The organism is Burkholderia sp. AU33423, from assembly GCF_002223135.1.
Lineage (GTDB): Bacteria > Pseudomonadota > Gammaproteobacteria > Burkholderiales > Burkholderiaceae > Burkholderia > Burkholderia lata_D.
The window spans coordinates 381,557-400,686 of the sequence record NZ_NKFH01000009.1 but is presented as its reverse complement, the minus strand read 5'-3'; the positions used below and the strand labels follow the sequence as shown (position 1 = coordinate 400,686).

The 19,130-nt window shown below is 68.1% G+C and carries 18 protein-coding genes; 14 read left to right on the top strand and 4 right to left on the bottom strand.

Annotation, left to right across the window (positions count from 1 at the left end; genetic code table 11):
- Positions 1-37 precede the first annotated feature (37 nt).
- From CFB50_RS34815 to CFB50_RS34800, 4 genes are all read left to right on the top strand, one after another.
- Complete coding sequence (locus CFB50_RS34815; protein WP_089448962.1) at positions 38-1,072, top strand: alpha/beta hydrolase; 1,035 nt, start codon at positions 38-40, stop codon at positions 1,070-1,072.
- 267 nt (positions 1,073-1,339) lie between these two features.
- Positions 1,340-1,711, top strand: a complete 372-nt coding sequence (locus CFB50_RS34810; RefSeq protein WP_089448961.1) for a CidA/LrgA family protein — start codon at positions 1,340-1,342, stop codon at positions 1,709-1,711.
- Complete coding sequence (locus CFB50_RS34805; RefSeq protein ID WP_089448960.1) at positions 1,708-2,442, top strand: LrgB family protein; 735 nt, start codon at positions 1,708-1,710, stop codon at positions 2,440-2,442. Before CFB50_RS34810 ends, CFB50_RS34805 begins: the two co-directional genes overlap by 4 nt.
- Before the next feature lie 235 nt (positions 2,443-2,677).
- Positions 2,678-2,983, top strand: a complete 306-nt coding sequence (locus CFB50_RS34800) for a hypothetical protein (RefSeq protein ID WP_089448959.1) — start codon at positions 2,678-2,680, stop codon at positions 2,981-2,983.
- A 91-nt stretch (positions 2,984-3,074) separates the two neighbouring features.
- Here the strand turns inward: CFB50_RS34800 and wrbA are convergent, their stop codons facing one another.
- Together wrbA and CFB50_RS34790 are read right to left on the bottom strand one after the other, a co-directional pair.
- Entirely contained in the window at positions 3,075-3,677 is a 603-nt protein-coding gene (gene wrbA / locus CFB50_RS34795) for an NAD(P)H:quinone oxidoreductase (protein ID WP_089448958.1), read from the bottom strand.
- A gap of 61 nt (positions 3,678-3,738) precedes the next feature.
- Entirely contained in the window at positions 3,739-4,464 is a 726-nt protein-coding gene (locus tag CFB50_RS34790) for a pirin family protein (RefSeq protein ID WP_069249852.1), read from the bottom strand.
- A gap of 128 nt (positions 4,465-4,592) precedes the next feature.
- On the opposite strand from CFB50_RS34790, the gene CFB50_RS34785 reads away from it, so the two are divergent.
- The 7 genes from CFB50_RS34785 (at position 4,593) to CFB50_RS34755 (ending at position 12,602) form a co-directional block, all read left to right on the top strand.
- On the top strand, positions 4,593-5,510 hold the full coding sequence (locus CFB50_RS34785) for a LysR family transcriptional regulator (protein ID WP_089448957.1): 918 nt from the start codon (positions 4,593-4,595) through the stop codon (positions 5,508-5,510).
- Between the two features lie 94 nt (positions 5,511-5,604).
- Positions 5,605-6,726 (top strand): Fic family protein, encoded by a 1,122-nt coding sequence (locus CFB50_RS34780; RefSeq protein ID WP_089448956.1) that lies wholly within the window; start codon positions 5,605-5,607, stop codon positions 6,724-6,726.
- Positions 6,727-6,985: 259 nt separating this feature from the next.
- On the top strand, positions 6,986-7,183 hold the full coding sequence (locus CFB50_RS34775) for a DUF3311 domain-containing protein (RefSeq protein WP_085040323.1): 198 nt from the start codon (positions 6,986-6,988) through the stop codon (positions 7,181-7,183).
- Positions 7,184-7,267: 84 nt separating this feature from the next.
- A complete protein-coding gene (locus tag CFB50_RS34770) occupies positions 7,268-8,662 on the top strand; it encodes a sodium:solute symporter family protein (protein WP_089433924.1) in 1,395 nt (464 codons plus the stop codon).
- A gap of 36 nt (positions 8,663-8,698) precedes the next feature.
- The gene (locus CFB50_RS34765; RefSeq protein ID WP_089448955.1) at positions 8,699-10,366 is read left to right on the top strand and encodes an amidohydrolase; all 1,668 of its coding nucleotides are present in this window, start codon (positions 8,699-8,701) and stop codon (positions 10,364-10,366) included.
- The gene (locus CFB50_RS34760; protein WP_089449064.1) at positions 10,363-11,400 is read left to right on the top strand and encodes a CobW family GTP-binding protein; all 1,038 of its coding nucleotides are present in this window, start codon (positions 10,363-10,365) and stop codon (positions 11,398-11,400) included. Before CFB50_RS34765 ends, CFB50_RS34760 begins: the two co-directional genes overlap by 4 nt.
- Positions 11,401-11,531: 131 nt before the next feature.
- The gene (locus tag CFB50_RS34755; RefSeq protein WP_256979404.1) at positions 11,532-12,602 is read left to right on the top strand and encodes a lysozyme inhibitor LprI family protein; all 1,071 of its coding nucleotides are present in this window, start codon (positions 11,532-11,534) and stop codon (positions 12,600-12,602) included.
- 37 nt (positions 12,603-12,639) lie between these two features.
- Here the strand turns inward: CFB50_RS34755 and CFB50_RS34750 are convergent, their stop codons facing one another.
- Positions 12,640-13,725 carry a LacI family DNA-binding transcriptional regulator gene (locus CFB50_RS34750; RefSeq protein ID WP_089448954.1) on the bottom strand — a complete coding sequence of 362 codons (1,086 nt, stop codon included), beginning with the start codon at positions 13,723-13,725 and terminating at the stop codon, positions 12,640-12,642.
- Between the two features lie 241 nt (positions 13,726-13,966).
- On the opposite strand from CFB50_RS34750, the gene rbsK reads away from it, so the two are divergent.
- From rbsK to CFB50_RS34735, 3 genes are read left to right on the top strand one after another with little or no spacing between them, the layout of a single operon-like run.
- The gene (rbsK, locus tag CFB50_RS34745) at positions 13,967-14,893 is read left to right on the top strand and encodes a ribokinase (protein ID WP_089448953.1); all 927 of its coding nucleotides are present in this window, start codon (positions 13,967-13,969) and stop codon (positions 14,891-14,893) included.
- Positions 14,894-14,953: 60 nt separating this feature from the next.
- Positions 14,954-16,273, top strand: a complete 1,320-nt coding sequence (locus CFB50_RS34740) for an MFS transporter (protein WP_089448952.1) — start codon at positions 14,954-14,956, stop codon at positions 16,271-16,273.
- Positions 16,274-16,317: 44 nt separating this feature from the next.
- Positions 16,318-17,262 carry a dihydrodipicolinate synthase family protein gene (locus tag CFB50_RS34735; protein WP_089448951.1) on the top strand — a complete coding sequence of 315 codons (945 nt, stop codon included), beginning with the start codon at positions 16,318-16,320 and terminating at the stop codon, positions 17,260-17,262.
- Between the two features lie 180 nt (positions 17,263-17,442).
- Here the strand turns inward: CFB50_RS34735 and fliD are convergent, their stop codons facing one another.
- Positions 17,443-18,945, bottom strand: coding sequence for a flagellar filament capping protein FliD (gene fliD, locus CFB50_RS34730; protein ID WP_089448950.1), 1,503 nt, complete (start codon positions 18,943-18,945; stop codon positions 17,443-17,445).
- Between the last annotated feature and the right edge of the window lie 185 nt (positions 18,946-19,130).

Here is a 19,130-nt window from a genome sequence, read left to right as displayed (position 1 = left end):
CCATCGCCATTCAAAGATTCGACCAAGGAGTTGCACCATGAAGATCGTCAAGCCGCTGCTGATCGCCGCCGCCGTGGCAGCCGCACTGTCCACCGCACCTGCCGCGTTCGCCGCGGGCGCCGATGCCGTCGGTCCCGATGCGAAGACGAGCGCGTTCCTCGCCGCGCTGAACGGCCAGAAGGGCCCGGGCCTCGAAACGCTGAGCCCCGCGAAGGCGCGCCAGGTGCTGGTCGACGCGCAGAACGGCGTGAAGGTCGACCTGTCCGGCATCGACGTGTCCAATCGTACGATCGAGCAGGACGGCCTGTCGGTGCCGGTCACGATCGTGCGTCCGCAAGGCGTGACGGGCACACCGCCGGTATTCGTGTTCATCCATGGCGGTGGCTGGGTGCTCGGCGATTTCCCGACGCACGAGCGCCTCGTGCGCGATCTCGTCGTGCAATCGGGCGCCGTCGCGGTGTTCGTGAACTACACGCCGTCGCCGGAAGCGCGTTACCCGGTCGCGATCAATCAGGCGTATGCGGCGACGAAATGGGTGGCCGCGCACGGCGCGGAGATCGGCGTCGACGGCAGCCGCCTCGCGGTGGTCGGCAACAGCGTCGGCGGGAACATGTCGGCTGTCGTCGCGCTGATGGCGAAGGACAAGGGCGGCCCCGCGATCCGCTTCCAGGGGCTGATGTGGCCGGTGACGGACCACAACTTCAACACGGGTTCGTACAACGCGTACCAGCAGGGCCACTTCCTGACGCGGCCGATGATGAAGTGGTTCTGGGACGCCTATACGAAGAACGAAGCGCAACGCAACGAAATCTACGCGTCGCCGCTGCGTGCGAGCCTCGCGCAGTTGAAGGGGCTGCCGCCCGCGCTGATCCAGGTCGCGCAGTTCGACGTGCTGCGTGACGAAGGCGAGGCATACGGCCGCAAGCTCGACGCCGCCGGCGTGGACGCGACGACCACGCGCTACGACGGCACGATCCATGACTTCGGCCTGCTGAACGCGCTGGCCGACGATGCGCCGACGAAGGCCGCGACGAAGGCGATGGCCAATGAAATCGCGACGCGGTTGAAGTAACGCGATCGACGGTCGTTCGAATCGGAACAACAGGACGGCGGGCACGTTGCCCGCCGTTTTTGCGTGTGCGCGTTTCGTGCATGCCCGGCAGTGGGTCGGGCAAAACGGTTGAAACGATTGAATGGCGTTCGCGCCAGCGCACGATCGCACCCGTGCCGCCGGCATTGTTGGTACGATCGCGCGTATCGTTCACGCCGGCGCCGCAAGCCGCCGGCCATCGGTCGCGCGGCCGCCCGGCAGCGCGGCCCCGTTCGGGAGAAGCGGTTCATGCTGCAGGCGTTCGCGGTCTTGCTGACCTTCCAGTGTCTCGGGGAAGGCGTGTCCTACCTGTTCGGCCTGCCGGTGCCGGGCCCGGTGATCGGCATGCTGCTGCTGTTCGGCTTCGTGATGCTGCGCCCGCAGGTGGCCGACGCGATCGAGCCCACCGCGCTCGAGCTGCTGCGCCATCTGTCGCTGCTGTTCGTGCCGGCCGGCGTCGGCATCATGGTGTCGGCCGATCGCGTGCGCGGCGATGCGGTCGCGGTCGTCTTCGCGCTGGCGGTGAGCACCACGCTCGCGATCGCGGTGACCGCGCTCGTCACGCGCGCGCTGCTGCGCCGCCAGCGGCGCGCGGGCGGTGCGGCGGAGGGCACGCAATGACGGCCTTCCCGACACTCGGCGCGATCTGGGTCTATCTCGCCGCGACCCCGCTGCTGGGCTTGACCATCACGCTGATCGCCTATCTGCTCGCGCAGGCCATCTATGCGCGGGCGCGCTTCAACCCGCTCGCGAACCCGGTGCTGATCGCGGTCGCGCTGATCGTCGTGCTGCTGACGGTCACCCACACGCCGTATCCGACGTATTTCGAAGGCGCGCAGTTCGTCCACTTCCTGCTCGGCCCCGCGACCGTCGCGCTCGCGCTGCCGCTGTACCGCCAGTGGTCGAAACTGCGCCGCGCGGCGGTGCCGCTGCTGGTCGGCCTGCTCGCGGGTTCGCTGACCGCGATCGTGTCGGCGGTCGGCATCGCGGCGCTGTTCGGCGCGTCGCACCAGACGATCGCGTCGCTTGCGCCGAAATCGGCGACGACGCCGATCGCGATGGCCGTCGCGGCCGAAATCGGCGGGATTCCGTCGCTCACCGCCGTGCTCGTGATCTCGACCGGGATTTTCGGGGCGGTGTGCGCACGCGGGATCCTCAATGCGCTGCGGGTCGACGAACCGGCCGTGCGCGGCTTCGCGCTCGGCGTCGCGTCGCACGGGATCGGCACCGCGCGTGCGTTCCAGGTCAGTGAGGAAGCCGGCGCGTTCGCCGGGCTCGGGATGGGGCTGAACGGCGTGCTGACGGCCTTCGTCGTGCCGATCCTGCTGCCGGTGCTGTCGCGCTGGATCTGAGCGCCGGCCGGGGCGGGCGCGGCCGGGTTATCGGTTTCCCTGATGGCGCCGGCGCGGCGCCGAAACGGCGGCGCATGCCGTGCGCATGTATCGTGGCCGTTATCAGGAGAATTCAGGAACGCACAGGGACAACCGAATACTGATCGGCTAACGTTGCAACGGCGCCGATGTCGCAAGCGGTCGTGTGCGCGCCGGTGTTCGACCCATTATCAACAATCGACAAGGAGATCCGGCCATGAAGCAGTCTCGCGTGGTATCGGTGGCAGTAGCAGTAACGGCGTCGTTCGGTCTGCTGTTGGCCGCCGCGCCGGCGGCATACGCGCAGGATCCGGCGTCCGCGCCGACGCAGAAGCAGCTCGACAAGGCGCAGAAGAAGGCGGCCCGCAAGGCCGCCCGGGCGCGGCATGCGTCGGACCTGAAGGCGATCGGCACGGGCAGCGGCTACCGGTTGACCAACGACCAGAGCAACTATCCGCAGAACGCCGCGCAGAAGGCGCCCGCGACGAAGGCAGCGCCGGCCGCCCCGGCATCGGGCCAGTAACGGCCGGAACCCGGGCACAGTGCGAACGGCGCCGGATCGACCGGCGCCGTTCGCGCATGTGCGGGGCTGCCCGAACGGCCGGGCCGCCGCGTTACGACGCGAGCTTGCTCGCGATTTCCGCGACGTGCTTGCCCTGGTAGCGCGCGATGTCGAGCTCGTTCGCGCTCGGCTGGCGGCTGCCGTCCGCGCCCGCGAGCGTGGTCGCGCCGTACGGCGTGCCGCCGGTGATTTCGTTCATGTTGACGAGGCCGCTGCATGCGTACGGCACACCCACGATCACCATCCCTTGATGCAGCAGCGTCGTGTGGAACGACGTGATCGTCGTTTCCTGGCCGCCGTGCTGCGTGCCGGTCGACGCGAACACGCTGCCGATCTTGCCGACGAGCGCGCCCTTCATCCACAGGCCGCCGGTCTGGTCGAGGAACGTGCGCATCTGGCCGGCCATGTTGCCGAAGCGGGTCGGCGTGCCGAAGATGATCGCATCGTAGTCGGCGAGTTCGTCCACCGTCGCGACCGGCGCGGCCTGGTCGACCTTCACGCCGATCGCGCGGGCCTGGTCGACGGGAATCGTTTCCGGCACGCGCTTGAGCGTGACCTCGACGCCGGGCACCGATTTCGCACCCTCCGCGACGTGCTGCGCCATCGTTTCGACGTGCCCGTAGGACGAGTAGTAAAGAACGAGAACCTTGGCCATGTTGCGAATCTCCGATTAAAAGGGCCCCGCGTTCAGCGGGGCCCGGTTTCCCGAACGGGCGTCATGCCCACTCGGCCGTTACTTCGACCGGACGCAGGTCGAACACCAGCACTTCGGCATCCTTCCCGTCGGCGAACGTCAGCGCCTGTTCGTCGCGGATGCGCACGCCGTCGCCTTCGCCGAGCGCCACGCCGTTGACCGTCACGCTGCCGCGTGCCACGTGCACGTAAGCAAAGCGGTTCGGCGCCAGTTCCAGCGTCGCGCGTTCATCGCCGTCGAACAGGCCCGCGTAGATCCGCGTGTCCTGCCGGATCTTCAGCGAACCGGCGTCGCCGTTCGGCGAGACGACGAGGGCGAGCTTGCCGCGCTTGTCGTCGGCCGTGACGTTCGTCTGCTGATAACGCGGCTCGGCACCCTTTTCGGCCGGCCCGACCCAGATCTGCAGGAAGTGGACCGGCAGTTCCGGCGAGTGGTTGAACTCGCTGTGACGCACGCCGGTGCCGGCGCTCATCAGCTGCACGTCGCCCGGCACGATCACCGAACCGGTGCCCATCGAGTCCTTGTGTTCCAGCGCGCCGTCGAGCACGTACGACAGGATTTCCATGTCGCGGTGCGGGTGCGTGCCGAAGCCGCGGCCCGGGGCGACGCGGTCGTCGTTGATCACCAGCAGGTCGGAGAAGCCGACTTGCTTCGGATCGTAGTAATTCGCGAACGAAAACGTATGACGGGAGCTGAGCCAGCCATGCTCCGCACGGCCACGTTGGTTTGCTGCACGGGTTTCGATCATGATTTTTGTTCCTCAAGACGCCGGACCTCGGAAGTGAGCCCGGCCGTTCGTTGAGATGAATCTTAGGTCAATCGATTTGACAAATAAATGGCTGTGGCGATAATGACTGTCGCTATGGAGTGGACAATATGGAACTCAACGATCTCAGGATCTTCGTCGCGACGGTCGATGCGGGCAGCTTCACGGCGGCGGCCGACCAGCTGATGCTGTCCAAGCAGTTCGTCAGCCGGCGCACGATGGCGCTGGAGGCGTCGCTCGGCGTGCGGCTGTTGCACCGGAACACACGCAATCTCGCGGTGACCGAATCGGGGCAGGAGTTCTATGCGCGCGCGCAGCGGATCCTCGCGGAGATCGCCGATGCCGAGCAGGCGATGTCGGTGCGCAGCACCGAGCTGCACGGGTCGCTGAAAATCAGCGCGCCGCTGTCGTTCGGGATCACGCACGTGTCGCCGCTGATCGCCGAATTCCTGTCCGCGCACCCGGCCGTGCGGCTGAACCTCGACCTGACCGACCGGCGCGTCGACCTGATCGGCGAGGGCTTCGATCTCGTGCTGCGGATCGGGTCGCTCGAGGATTCGACGCTGATCGCGCGCCCGCTCGGCGCATGGCGGATGATTGCGTGCGCGAGCCCCGCCTACCTGAAGCGGCAGGGCACGCCGCAGACGCCGGCCGATCTCGCCGGCCATACGTGCGTGCTGTACGGGCGCGAGCGGCGCATCGGCTGGGAATTCCGCGTCGACGGCGCGGCGCGCACGTTCGACGTGCAGGGGCCGCTGGTCGCGAACAACGGCGAGGTGGTGCGCGACGCGGCGATCGCGGGGCTCGGCATCGCGCTGCTGCCGGACTTCATCGTCGGCGGCGCGCTCGACAGTGGCGCGCTCGTGCCGGTGCTCGACGCGTATGCGCCGTCGCCGATCACGCTCAATGCGGTGTTTCCGCAGCATCGGGAAGGGTTCGTCACGCTGCGCACGTTCATCGGGTTTCTCGCGGAACGGCTCGGCGAGGCTGCGCCGGCGGGGAAGGGCGGAGCCGGCCGGGCGCGGTAACGGGCAGGGTTGCGGGGAATGAGGGTGCTATTCTCCGCAGAATGTGCGGAGAATATTGAGTCATGCGGTGAATCGGTGGGATAATCTCCGCATCATGAGCGGAGATTGCACCTACATCTGGGAGTCGGCCGACTGGCCTACGTGGCGCTTCGACCTCCCTGCACTGGCGACGCCACTCGCCGACGTCAGCCGTGCGCAAGGCATGCTGGCCGGGCGGTTGGCTGATGTCGGCCTGGCGTTGCGCGACGAAGCCAGCCTGGCCGCGCTGACGGAAGACGTCGTCAAGACCAGCGCCATCGAGGGCGAAAGCCTGAACGTGGCGTCGGTGCGGTCGTCGATCGCGCGCCGGCTCGGCGTCGATATCGGCGCGCTGGCGCCGGTCGATCGTCACGTCGAGGGTGTGGTCGACATGGTGCTGGATGCGACGACCCACTCGGCGGCGCCGGTCACGGACGCCCGTCTGTTCGGGTGGCATGCGGCGCTGTTCCCGACCGGCTACTCGGGGATGTCGCGGATCACGGTCGGCGGCTGGCGCACCGACGCCACCGGGCCGATGCAGGTCGTGTCCGGTCCGATCGGCCGGCAGCGCGTGCATTTCGAGGCGCCGCCCGCCGCGCGCGTCGCCGGCGAGACCGCGCGCTTTCTGGCGTGGCTCAATGCCGAGCCGGTCGAGCCCTTGCTGATCCGCGCCGGCCTCGCTCACCTGTGGTTCGTCACGCTCCATCCGTTCGACGACGGCAACGGCCGGATTGCGCGCGCGCTCGGGGATCTGGTCCTCGCGCGCGCCGACCGCAGTCCGCAGCGCTTCTACAGCCTGTCGGCGCAAATCCAGCGCGAGCGCAACGCGTATTACGACGTGCTGGAGCGGACGCAGCGCGGCTCGCTCGACGTCACGGAATGGCTCGCGTGGTTCCTGACCGCGCTCGGCAGGGCCATCGATCACGCGCACACGACGCTCGACGCGGTGCTGGTGAAAGCACGCTTCTGGCAACGCTGCGCCGGTTTCGCGATGAACGCACGCCAGGTCAAGGTCATGAATCGCCTGCTCGACGGCTTCGAGGGGAAGCTGACTTCCACCAAGTGGGCGGCGCTCGCGAAGTGCTCGCAAGACACTGCGCTGCGGGACATCACCGAACTCGTCGAGCACGGCGTGCTGCGCCGCTCGTCGTCCGGCGGCCGGAGCACGAGTTACGAGCTGGCGCCGGTCGACGGCTGACGCCGGCCCGGGGCGTGCCGGCAAGCGTCGTCCGAGGCGGAGCGACGTCGCGTTGCCGCTCCGGTCGCCTCCGCGTTGACCGGGCAGCGGCGGCCCGCACCGGTCCGCGGGCCACTGGCCCAAGCGATTGCCCGCGTCTGGCACTATCCCGCGCCTTTTTGTCTTCGAATACTGGATTCGACGGTGGATGTCGACCACGCGACATCGGTCGCCGCCGCGTAGGCCCCTTTCGCACGAACCCGCTTTCGAGGAGACACGCATGCTCAGGTACCTGATCGGCATCGGTATTCCGTATCTCGGCGTGATCGGCGTGCTGCCCTGGGCGGCCGCGCAGGATCGCTACGTGCTGGGCGTGCCGTTCATCTTCATGTGGATCTTCGCGTGGTTCGTGCTGACGTCCGGCTGCCTGTTCGCGTGCTGGATGCTGTTCGACCGCCGCGCGAGCGGCGCCGCCTAGCGCACGCATCCGTTTCCCGCGGACCGCCGGCCGCCCGCGCTTTCCGGCGAACCCTACGCATTCCTTTCCTTCGCAGAGGTGCGCATGTCCACGGTCGTCTTCGCCGCGCTGATCGCGCTGTCGCTCTACCTCGCCATTCGATCCGGCCGCGGCCGCGGCAAGCAGAGCGTGCATGACTTCTTCGTCGCGTCGCGCCAGTTCGGCACGGCGCTCGTGTTCTTCCTGACCGCCGGCGAGATCTACAGCATCGGCACGATGGTCGGCTTCCCCGGCGGCATCTACGCGAAAGGGCCGACCTACGGCGTGTGGTTCCTCGGCTACATCCTGCTCGCCTACCCGATCGGCTATTTCGTCGGCCCGAAGATCTGGGAGGCCGGCAAGCGCCACAACGCGATCACGCTGCCCGACCTGTTCAAGGGCCATTACCGCAGCCGCGGGCTCGAGCTGGTCGTTGCGTGCGCATCGATCCTGTTCCTGATCCCGTGGGGCCAGCTGCAGTTCACCGGGCTCGTCGCGGCGCTCAAGGGGCTCGGCTGGCACGTCGAGCCGCTGTACCTGATCCTCGTGTGCGCGGCGCTCGCGTTCACCTATATCGCGATCTCCGGCGTGCGCGCGTCGGCGTACATCGCGATCCTGAAGGACATCCTGATGCTGCTCGCGATCGTCGTGACGGGCGTGGCCGTCGCGTGGCAGGTGGGCGGCGTGCATCCGGTGTTCGACGCCGCGAGCCGGCAGGTCAGCAACACGATGAGCGGATCGCAGCTGCGCTTCTCGATGAGCACGATGCTGTTCCAGTCGCTCGGCTTCTACCTGATGCCGTTCGCCGCGCAGAATTTCTTCACCGCGCGCGGGCCGGACGCGATCCGGCGTACGCAGGTCGTGATGCCGCTGTACATGCTGATGTATCCGTTCCTCGTGATCGCGTCGTACTACGCGATCACCGCGAACCTGACGCTCGCGTCGCCGAACGACGCGTTCTTCGCCGCCGTCACGCACCTGCTGCCCGGCTGGCTGATCGGCCTCGTCGCGGCCGGCGCCGCGTTGTCGGGGCTGCTCGTGCTGGCCGGCATCTGCCTCGCGATCGGGCCGATCGTCACGCGCAACCTGATGCCGAACCTGCCCGAGTCGCGCCAGAAGCGCGCGGCGAAATACGTGATCGTCGGCTACCTGCTGCTGTCGATCGCGACCACGATGCTCACGCCGAACCTGATGCTCACGCTGATCAACACCACGTACTACGGCGTCACGCAGTTCCTGCCGGGCGTGCTGATCCTGCTCGCGGGGCGCCGGGTGCGGCCCGTCGCCGTCGGGGCCGGGATGATCTGCGGCCAGGTGCTCGCGATGATCTTCTACGTGCTCCATGTCGACTTCGGCGGCATCAACCTCGGCCTCGTGTGCCTCGTCGTCAACGTGCTCGTCGTCGCGGCCGTGCATGTGATGCTGCATGGCCGTCCCGTGAAGCAATACGCCGTATCCTGACGCATCGGCGTTCCGCCGCAAGGAGAACCGCATCCCATGCCAGCATCCGCAACCCCGGCCGCGCCCGTGACGGTGTTCACGGCGCGCCGCATCCTGACGATGAACCCGGCGCAGCCGTCGGCCACGCACGTCGCCGTGCGCGACGGCCGCATCCTCGCGGTCGGCGATGCCGCCGACGCCGCCACGTGGCACGCGCGGTTCGGCGCGTGCACGACCGACGACACGCTGCGCGACAAGGTGCTGATGCCGGGGCTCGTCGAAGGGCATTGCCACCTGATGGAAGGCGCGATGTGGGACGCCGTGTACGTCGGCTACTACGATCGGCGCGGCCCCGACGGCACGCTGTGGCCGGGGCTGCGCTCGCTCGACGCGGTGCTCGAACGGCTCGCGGAAGCCGAGCGCGCGATGACCGACGACGGGCCGCTGCTCGCGTGGGGCTTCGATCCGATCTTCTTCGGCACCGCGCGGCTGACCGCGCACGAACTCGACCGCGTGTCGGCGAAGCGGCCGATCGCGATCCTGCATGCGAGCGTGCACCTGATGAACGTGAACGGCGCGATGCTCGCGCGCGCGGGCATCGACGAGGACACCGACATCGACGGCGTGACGCGTGATGCCGACGGCCGCCCGACCGGCGAGCTGCAGGAGTTCGCGGCGATGCTGCCGGTGTATCAGACGATCGGCGGCAAGCTCGCGATTTCCGCGAGCGAGAAACCGCATGCCGTCTGGAACTTCGGGCGCGTCGCGCAACTCGCGGGCGTGACGACGGCCACCGATCTCGTCAATGACCTGTCGGCCGACGGCAACCGCACGCTGCGCGAGGTCACCGCCGATCCCGACTACCCGGTGCGGATCGTGCCGGCGTTCGCGCCGCAGCGCAATCCGGCGCGCTCGGCCGACAGCGTGCTGGCGGAGATCGAGCGCAATACCGACAAGCTGCATTTCGGGCCGGTGAAGTTCATCGTCGACGGCTCGATCCAGGGCTTCACCGCGCGCGTGCGCTGGCCCGGTTACGCGGGCGGGCAGCCGAACGGGCTGTGGCTGATTCCGCCCGCCCAGCTCGTCGACGTGTTCGAGCCGTTTCATCGCGCGGGGCTGCAACTGCACGTGCATACCAACGGCGACGAAGCGACCGACGTCGTGCTCGACGCGATGGCGACGCTGCTCGCGCGCCATCCGCGCCCCGATCATCGCCATACGCTGCAGCATTGCCAGATGGCGGACGTCGCGCAGTTGAAGCGCGTTCGCGCGCTCGGGATGTGCGTGAACTTCTTTGCGAATCATCTGTACTACTGGGGTGACGCGCATTACAGCCAGACCATCGGCCCCGATCGTGCGAACCGGATGGATGCGGCCGGCTCGGCACAGCGGCTCGGCATTCCGTTCGCCTTGCATTCGGATGCGCCGATCACGCCGCTGAATCCGCTGTTCACCGCATGGTGCGCGGTGCAGCGCGAGACGGCGTCCGGGCGCGTGCTCGGCGAAGGCGAGCGGCTTTCGGTTGACGACGCGCTGCATGCGATCACGCTCGGCGCGGCCTATACGTTGCGGATGGACCATCTCGTTGGCAGTATCGAGATCGGCAAGTTCGCGGATTTCGCGGCGCTCGACGATGATCCGTCGGTCTGCGCACCCGCACGATTGAAGGAACTCGCCGTGTGGGGCACCGTGCTCGGCGGGCGCGTGTTCCGGTCGCCGCGATGAGCACGCAGACCGACGTCGTCGTGCCCACTGCGGCTGCGCTTGCACCGATCGACCTCGCGGTGATCGGCGGCTATCTCGGCGCGGGCAAGACGACGGTCGTCAACGCGATCCTGCAGGCGCCGCATGGCCGGCGCATCGCTGTGCTCGTCAACGATTTCGGCGCGGTGAACATCGATGCGCGGCTCGTGCGGGCGCGCGGCGACGACGTGATCGAACTCGACAACGGCTGCATCTGCTGCACGATCGGCGGCGCGCTCGTCGATGCACTGACACGCGTCGCGACGCGCGACGTGCGGCCCGACCTGCTGCTCGTCGAAGCGAGCGGCGTGGCCGATCCCGCGAAGATCGCGCAGATCGGACTGCTGAACGGTGCGTTCCGGCTGACGTCGGTGCTCGTTGTCGCCGATGCGCTCGCGTGGCGCGATACGCTCGCCGATCCACTTGTCGGCGCGATGGCGCAGCGCCAGCTCGACGGCGCGGGCGCGATCGTCGTGACCAAGCTCGACTGCGTTGCGCCGGAACGGCGCGACGCGGTGCTCGACGACGTGCGCGCGTGTGCGCCGACCGACATCGTCGTCGCCGCGCGCCATGGCGAGGTTCCGCTCGCGTTGCTGTTCGATGCGGCGGTGCCCGACCGTGACGCGACGCCGGCGGGTTTGGCGCGTTCGCGCCGGCCGATCGGACATGACGCGATGCCGGCATTCGCAAGCGTCACCGTCGCCGCGCCGGACCTGCTCGACAAGGCGCGGCTGCGTGCGTGGCTGAAGGCGTTGCCGCGCACGATCCTGCGCGCGAAGGGCATCGTGCGCGTGGCCGATGCGCAGGGTGCGGTCGCCACGCGCGTATGCCAGGTCGCCGCGCGGCGCATCCGGTTCTCGTCGATGGAAGACGAAGGGTTGGCCCCGCACGAAGGAGACGGCGTGATGGTGTTCATCGGCTTTATCGATGCCGCCGTGGAAGCCGCATTGCGCGACGGCATCGTGCAATGCAGCGTGGCTACGGGAACGGTTGCGCTGACATCGACCATTGATTGATCGGCGCCGCGCATTCGGGTTAGGCTTCGGCGAGCAACGGCATGCGCCGCATGCCGGGCCGGGCGTTTTTACCTCGAATGCCGCGTGCAGGTAGCTTCTACAGGCGCGCGATCCTGCGACGAGCCAAGCCGATGACCATCCAGAACGAAAAGAATGCGTGCGGGCAAACCGCAATTTCCGCCAGTGCTGTGCAGCACACGCACCTGCGATCCATCGCAGCCGCCGCGTTGCTGACACTGCTGCCGCTCGCCGCGCATGCCGCGGGCTTCGACTGCGCGAAAGCCGCTTCGCCAACCGAGAAGGCAATCTGCGCGGACGCCGCGCTGTCGAAGCTCGACGGCGACCTGGCGGCGGCGTGGAAGCAGGCCCTCGCGAAAGGCGGCGATACGGCCGCGCTGAAAGTCGCGCAGCTGAAGTGGCTCAAGCAGCGCGACCGGTGCGGCGGCGACGGGCAGTGCCTCGGCGACCGCTACCGCGAACGGCTCGCGAGCCTGAACGGCAAGCCGCTGGCCGCCGACCGCTGGCAGCAGACGTGGTACATGACGAGCGACAATCCGTCGTTCGGCGGCGTGCTGACGTTCACCGGCACGGCGCCTCGCCTGCATTTCGAGCTCGGCGGTAACAACGGCGCGAATACGGGCGGCCTCGATGGCGACATCGTGCTGCACGGCGACAGCGGCACCTACCGCAAGGACAAATGCCGGCTCGATTTCGAACGGAAGGGCGGGCGCATCGGCGTCACGCAGCACGGCGCGGATGTCGATTGCGGTGCGGGCTCGGGTGTTGTCTACGGCGGCCAGTATGTGACCGCGTCGCAGTTTCAGGCCAAACCGGCGGCCGACCTGCTGAGCCTCAAGGTCGTCGACGACGCGACGCAGAACGCGACTGCGCACAAGCTGCTCGGCGCCGATTACCAGACGCTCGTCGACAACGTCAATTACAGCGCCGACGAAAAGGATCTCGACGGGCTGAACGCGCACGTGAATTCGTACTGGGTGCGCGGCATCGCGACGACGAATGCCGCGATCGTGATGCGCCGCGGTAACGACCTGTGGATCGGGCTGCTCGTGTTCGACGCGAAGAACGATGTCCGGATGCGCTATTACACGAACGTGCCGGCGTGGAAGAAAAACGTGCCGAAGACCATCCTGGCGTGGCACGACAATCTCGACAAGACGCTGCCGGTCGACGTGATGCAGTGACGGGCAAGCCGGGCAGCCGAAGCCGCCCGGTGCGTCTTTATTTTTTACGTCCCGTTCGAACCTGCGCCGGCGCCGCAGCCGATTCACGCATGCGCAACTCCGGCAGCACCGCATGACCCGGCCCCGTTGCGCCGTTTTCGAGCGCGTCGAGCAAGGCCCGCGCGGCCTGGCGCCCGATCGCGTTGGTGTCGACCCACATCGTCGTCAGCGGCGGCTGGATTTCGCGGGCAAGCGCGATGTCGTCGAACCCGGTGATCGACAATTGCGCGGGCACGTCGATGCCGAGCGCCTGCGCCTCGAGCAACGCGCCCAGTGCGAGCGCGTCGTTGCCGCAGATCACGGCCGTCGGCCGCGTGGCCGCGTCGCTGTCGGCGATCGCGCGCAGGCTCGCCCGCCCGAACGCGATCGTTGCCGCGCCTTCGTGCTGATGGACGGGACGCACCGCGAGCCCGCGCGCGGCCAGCGTGTCGTGAATGCCGCGCAGGCGGGCCTGCACGCGGTCGTTGTCGGCGGACGGCTGCATGATGATCGCGAAATCGCGATGGCCGAGATCGAGCAGGTGGGTGGTGAGCCGCGCGAACGCCGCGCGGTTGTCGAAGCCGATGCAGCAGTGCGGGCTGTCGTCGCGATACGCATAAGTGACGACGTACGGCACGCGGTGCATCGCAAGCAGTTCGAACAGTTCCGGCGGATACGCTTCGCCGACGAGCGACACGGCTTCCACGCCGCGCGACAGCATCGCACGCACCTGGTCCAGCGCCTGCGCGGGATCGTAGTTCGAGCAGCCGAGGAACAGCGTGATGCCGTGCTCGGCCATGACCGTCTGCATCCCCGCGACTTGCGATGCGAACACCTGGTCGTCGAGCGTCGGAATGATCGCGCCCGTGATGTGGGTGCGCGTGGACGCGAGTGCACGACCCGCCGCATTCGGGATCCAGTTCAGCGTACGCGCCGCATCGCGCACGCGTTGCTGCACGTCGGCCGACACCTTGCCGGGATCGTTGTACACGCGCGAAACGGTCGCGGTCGATACGCCGGCCAGCTTCGCGACATCGCCGAGCACCGAGCGGCCGCTGCCGCGACGCGCGCGGGGGACACCGGCGCGGGACGGGGGCGAGCTCATCGGCTGTCTCCAGGCATAGCGGCGATGGCGGCGCTACGAGTTGTCAAATGCGTCAATGTTTACCCTCGATTCGTGGTGGCGCCGCTTGCATTCTCGCTCGAGCCTGTGAGAATGTAAGCGCTATCTTGACGTACTTCCGTATGATGTCAGACCCATATTCTATCCATATCGTGAAATTTTCATCGACGACGGCCATTCCGGCCTTTTTGTCCGTCGCAAATGTAAGCGGTTACATTCGAAAATGAGTGACACCTATCCCCCGCGCATCGCCGTCGTCGGCAGCGTGAACATCGACCTCGTCACACGTGCGCCGCGCCTGCCGGTGCCGGGCGAGACGCTGCTCGGCACCGATTTCCATACCGCCCATGGCGGCAAGGGGGCGAACCAGGCGGTCGCGGCCGCGCGCCTGGGCGCGTCGGTCGCGATGATCGGCTGCGTCGGCGACGACGCGTTCGGTGCGCGCCTGCACGACGCGCTGGCGGCCGAGGGCATCGACTTGACGCACCTGGACCGGATCGGCGGCACCGCGACCGGGGTGGCCACGATCACGGTCGAAGAGGGCGGCGCGAACAGCATCGTCGTCGTGCCCGGCGCGAATGCGCGTCTCGATGCCGAGCGGATCGACGCGGCGCGCGAAGCGATCGCCGGGGCGGCGATGCTCGTGAGCCAGCTCGAAGTGCCAGTCGCTACCGTCGCGCGCGCCATTGCCTGTGCCTGCGCGCACCACACGCCGGTGCTGCTCAACCCCGCGCCCGCGCAGCCGCTGTTCGATGCGCTGCTCGCACGGGTCGACTACCTCGTCGTCAACGAAACCGAAGCCGAGTCGCTGACCGGCATCGCCGTCGGCGACGATGCGTCCGCCGTGCGCGCCGCCGATGCGCTGTGCGCGAAGGGCGTGGGCAACGTGCTGGTCACGCTCGGCGCGCGCGGCGTGTGCTGGCGCGGCGGTGCGGGCAACGGGCGCCTGCGGGCGATGTCGGTGGTCGCCGTCGATACGACCGCGGCCGGCGACACGTTCGTCGGCGGGTTCGCGGCCGCTCGCGCGGGCGGCGCGTCGATGGACGACGCGATCGGCTTCGGCCAGCGCGCGGCCGCGATCAGCGTGACGCGCTACGGCGCGCAGACCTCGATTCCGACGCGCGACGAAGTGGCGCGCCTGGAATGCTGAATTCCGCATCAGACGGACAGGTCGGAATCGGCCGATATCACTGACATGGAGACAACCGCAATGAACGAAACCCCGACCGTTCCGCCCGCACCGCCGCGTATCCGGCGCGGGCAACGCATCGCGCTCGCGCTGTTGATGGTGAGCGGCATCGTCAACTACCTCGATCGCGGCACGCTGGCCGTCGCGAGCTCGGCGATCCGCGCCGATCTCGGCCTGTCGCTCTCGCAGATGGGGCTGCTGCTGTCGGCCTTCTCGTGGAGCTACGCGCTGTGCCAGTTCCCGGTCGGCGGGCTGGTCGACCGCATCGGGCCGCGCCGGCTGCTCGGGATCGGCCTGATCGTGTGGTCGATCGCGCAAGCGGCGGGCGGCATCGTATCGACCTTCGGCTGGTTCATCGTCGCGCGCATCGTGCTCGGCATCGGCGAGGCGCCGCAGTTCCCGTCGGCCGCGCGGGTGGTGAGCAACTGGTTTCCGCTGCGCGCGCGCGGCACGCCGACCGGCATCTTCAACGCCGCGTCGCCGCTCGGCACCGCGCTCGCGCCGTTGCTGCTGTCGATCCTCGTCGCGTCGCTCGACTGGCGCTGGGCGTTCATCGCGACTGGCGCAGCCGGTCTCGTCGTCGCCGTCGTCTGGTTCGCGCTGTATCGCGATCCGGTGCGCGCGCAACTGACTGCCACCGAGCGCAATTACCTCGACGCCGACGCGCAAAGCGCGGTCGCGGCGCCGAAACTGACGTTCGCCGAATGGCGCGGCCTGTTCTCGCACGGCACGACCTGGGGGATGCTGATCGGCTATTTCGGTTCCGTGTACCTGAACTGGGTGTACCTCACCTGGCTGCCGGGCTACCTGACGATGGAACGGCACATGAGCCTGATCCGCACCGGTTTTGCCGCGTCGGTGCCGTTCCTGTGCGGATTCCTCGGCTCGCTGCTGGCCGGCTGGCTGTCGGACCTCGTCACGCGCCGCAGCCGTTCGCCGGTCGTGAGCCGGCGCAATGCGGTGGTGGTCGCGATGCTCGGGATGGTCGCGTTCACGATTCCTGCCGCGCTCGTACAGAGCAACACGGTGGCGCTTGCGTGCATTTCGGTCGTGATCTTTCTCGCCAACGCGGCGTCGGCCTGCTCGTGGGCGCTCGCGACGGCAGCCGCGCCGCCGAGCCGCATTGCGTCGCTCGGCGCGATCCAGAATTTCGGCGGTTTTATCGGCGGCGCGCTCGCGCCGATCCTGACGGGCATCATTGCGCAGAAGTGGTCGTTCGTGCCGGCGCTGCTGGCGGCCGCGGCGATCGCGTTCGCCGGTGCAATGGCCTACCTGCTGCTGGTGCGCAAGCCGATTCCCGAGCAGGCCGCGAACGCCGCACCCGGGCCGTTGCCGGCCTGAGCACGCGGTACGCGCCACGCATTCACTGAAGCAAGGAGAAGCAGATGCAACACCCGCAGCAATCGAACGTGACCATCGAGGGCATCGTCCCGGTGATGCTGACGCCGTTCGACGACGCCGGCGCGATCGACTACGCCGGGCTCGAGCGGCTCATCGAATGGTATCTGGCGCACGGCGCCGATGCGTTGTTCGCGGTCGCGCAGTCGAGCGAGATGCAGTTCCTGAGCCTGGCCGAACGCGCGGAACTCGCGCGCTTCGTGGTCGAGCGGGTGGCCGGGCGCGTGCCCGTCGTCGCGTCCGGGCACATCAGCGACGATCTCGACGCGCAGGTCGAGGAGCTGTGCGCGGCGGCCGAATCGGGCGCGCAGGGCGTCGTGCTCGTGACCAATCGCCTCGATCCGCAGCGCAAGGGCAGTGCCGCGCTGCTCGACCATCTGTACCGGCTGCTCGCGCGCTTGCCGTCGGATCTGCCGCTCGGGCTGTACGAATGTCCGGCGCCTTACCGGCGGTTGCTGTCGGATGACGAACTGCGCGCGTGCATCGATACGGGCCGCTTCGTGATGCTCAAGGACGTGAGCTGCGACCTGGAGACGGTGAAGCGGCGGGTCGCGCTCGCCGAGGGCTCGCCGCTGAAGATCCTCAACGCGAACGCCGCGATTGCGTGGGACGCGATGAAGGCGGGTTCCGCCGGCTTCAACGGCGTGTTCACCAACTTCCATCCGGACCTGTACCGGTGGTTGCGCACGCAAGGGGCGTCGAATCCGGCGCTGGCCGACGAGCTGTCGACGTTCCTCGTCGTCTCGGCGGTGTCGGAGGCGCTCGGGTACCCGGCGCTCGCGAAGCTCTATCACCAGCGAATCGGCACCTTCGCGTCGATCCGTTGCCGCGTGATCGACTACGACGTGCGCGAGCGATTCTGGGCGCTCGATGCGGTGCTCGACAAGATCGTGGCTGGCACCGAGCATTTCCGGAGGCGGATCGCTGCGTAATCGTGCGTGCGCTGCCGCCCGAGGTTGACGGTGCGAGACGGGGAACCGAACCCGGCGCAGGCTCGCGCACTGCCGGGCGTGAGTGAGGTTTCCAGGCGGGACACCATGCGCGACGGCGCGAGCCGGTCGGCCCATTGGCCGGCCGCCGCCACCACGATCGTCGGTCGGCCCGGACGCTCGTCACTTTCTCGCCAGCGTGCCGCTGCTGTTGGCACCGCCGAACAGCCGCGTCAGGTACTGCTGGTTCGAGTTCATCTTGGCCATCAGCGCGTTGAGTGCCGTGAACTGCGTCTGGTACTGCTTGGTCAGTTGCGCGGCGTAGTCGGCCAGATTCGTCTGTTGTTGCGTGATGCGTTTCAGGTCGGCGCCCAGCGCGTTCGTGCGCAGGTCGATCATCCCGCCCCGCTTCGTGAAGGTCGCGATCCGGTCGGTCAGTTGCTTGCCTATCCCGTTCGTCGAATTGAACAGGTGCGCGACCCCCGACGGGTTGTTGGTCAGCGCACTGTCGAGCTTCGCGCTGTCGGCCCTCAGCGTGCCGTCCTTCTCGAGTGAGACGCCGATCGCCGTCAGGTTCGTGTGCCCGTCGCCGTTCTTGTTGGGAACGCCGCGCGCGATGATCGACGCGAGCGAGTTGCGGATCGTGAGCAGCGTCGAATCGCCGATCAACGGACCCTGCGCGCTCGCCCCTGGCGTGTAGCTCGACAGCGCGCCCGTCGTCTTGACGACGGCGTTGTACAGGTTCACGAAATTCGTGATCGTGGCCGCCTGCGACTTCGTGTCGGGGCTGACCGTCAGCGTCTGCGTATCGGTTGCGCTGACCGCAGCCGCCGACAAGTTCAGCGTGACGCCGTTCAGCACACCCGACACCGTGTTGCTCGCGCTCGTCGACGCGATGCCGCTGACCGTGAACTTCGCGTCCTGCGCGACGGCGCTTTGCCGCCACGCGGCCGCGCTGTTCGCCGAGTCGATCTTCGACGGGCCGCCCGTCGTGTCGGCCATCGACGTGACGCCGAGGTTCGACAGCCCGTTGTCGTTGGCCACGTTGCCGACCGCGACGCTGACCGTGCTCGCCGAGCCCGTCTTCGACGACGCGAGCACGAGGTGCGCGCCGTCGGTGCCGTTGATGACCGTCGCGCTGATCCCCGGGTTGTTCGCTGCCGAGTTGATCGCGGCCGCGATGCCTGGCAGCGTGTTGTTCGTGCCGTTGACGTCGACTTTGAACGACTGGCTGCCGAGCGACAGCGTCAGTGTGCCGGTGCCGAGCGCCTTCTTCCCGTCGAAGCCCGACGAAACCAGCGCCTGCGCGGTCGCGATCTGCGTGACGCCGACCGTGTAGGTGCCGGCAACCGCGCCTGCACTCGGCGTCGCGGTCAGGCCCTTGCCGCTCGCGACCGCGGTGAAGGTCGACTGCAGCCCGCCATTCGCCAGCGTGGCGAGGCCCGCCTCGAGCGCGCCCAGCGCGGACGAAAGCGCGCCGAATGCGGAAATCTGCGTGGTGCCGGTCTGCTGCGACGCGGCGAGCGCTGCGGCCCGGCCGGCCGTCTTCGCGTTCACCAGCGTCGTGACGAGCGAGCCGACATCCATCGACGGATTGCCGGTCGAGCCGTTGATGATCGATTGCGCCGCCTGTTGCAGCAGGCTGTTCGTGTTCGCGCTGCTGTTCACAGGCATGTTCGTTGCCATGGGGGGCTCCGGTTGAAAAGCGATCCCGTGACGAGCGGCTGTCGACGGTCTGCGGCGATGCGCGCGCGGGCTGTGTCCGGAGCGGCGCGTTCCGGGAGTCACGGGAGTGTCGGGAAAACGTAAGGTCGTGCGCTATCGTATATTTAAATCCGCATTAATTAGTAATTTTTTGTAATGATTTTTGG

Coding starts and splice junctions, on each gene's coding strand:
- CFB50_RS34815 (WP_089448962.1), top strand. CDS start 38: ATGAAGATCGTCAAGCCGCTGCTGATCGCCGCCGCCGTGGCAGCCGCA.
- CFB50_RS34810 (WP_089448961.1), top strand. CDS start 1,340: ATGCTGCAGGCGTTCGCGGTCTTGCTGACCTTCCAGTGTCTCGGGGAA.
- CFB50_RS34805 (WP_089448960.1), top strand. CDS start 1,708: ATGACGGCCTTCCCGACACTCGGCGCGATCTGGGTCTATCTCGCCGCG.
- CFB50_RS34800 (WP_089448959.1), top strand. CDS start 2,678: ATGAAGCAGTCTCGCGTGGTATCGGTGGCAGTAGCAGTAACGGCGTCG.
- wrbA (WP_089448958.1), bottom strand. CDS start 3,677: ATGGCCAAGGTTCTCGTTCTTTACTACTCGTCCTACGGGCACGTCGAA.
- CFB50_RS34790 (WP_069249852.1), bottom strand. CDS start 4,464: ATGATCGAAACCCGTGCAGCAAACCAACGTGGCCGTGCGGAGCATGGC.
- CFB50_RS34785 (WP_089448957.1), top strand. CDS start 4,593: ATGGAACTCAACGATCTCAGGATCTTCGTCGCGACGGTCGATGCGGGC.
- CFB50_RS34780 (WP_089448956.1), top strand. CDS start 5,605: ATGAGCGGAGATTGCACCTACATCTGGGAGTCGGCCGACTGGCCTACG.
- CFB50_RS34775 (WP_085040323.1), top strand. CDS start 6,986: ATGCTCAGGTACCTGATCGGCATCGGTATTCCGTATCTCGGCGTGATC.
- CFB50_RS34770 (WP_089433924.1), top strand. CDS start 7,268: ATGTCCACGGTCGTCTTCGCCGCGCTGATCGCGCTGTCGCTCTACCTC.
- CFB50_RS34765 (WP_089448955.1), top strand. CDS start 8,699: ATGCCAGCATCCGCAACCCCGGCCGCGCCCGTGACGGTGTTCACGGCG.
- CFB50_RS34760 (WP_089449064.1), top strand. CDS start 10,363: ATGAGCACGCAGACCGACGTCGTCGTGCCCACTGCGGCTGCGCTTGCA.
- CFB50_RS34755 (WP_256979404.1), top strand. CDS start 11,532: ATGACCATCCAGAACGAAAAGAATGCGTGCGGGCAAACCGCAATTTCC.
- CFB50_RS34750 (WP_089448954.1), bottom strand. CDS start 13,725: ATGAGCTCGCCCCCGTCCCGCGCCGGTGTCCCCCGCGCGCGTCGCGGC.
- rbsK (WP_089448953.1), top strand. CDS start 13,967: ATGAGTGACACCTATCCCCCGCGCATCGCCGTCGTCGGCAGCGTGAAC.
- CFB50_RS34740 (WP_089448952.1), top strand. CDS start 14,954: ATGAACGAAACCCCGACCGTTCCGCCCGCACCGCCGCGTATCCGGCGC.
- CFB50_RS34735 (WP_089448951.1), top strand. CDS start 16,318: ATGCAACACCCGCAGCAATCGAACGTGACCATCGAGGGCATCGTCCCG.
- fliD (WP_089448950.1), bottom strand. CDS start 18,945: ATGGCAACGAACATGCCTGTGAACAGCAGCGCGAACACGAACAGCCTG.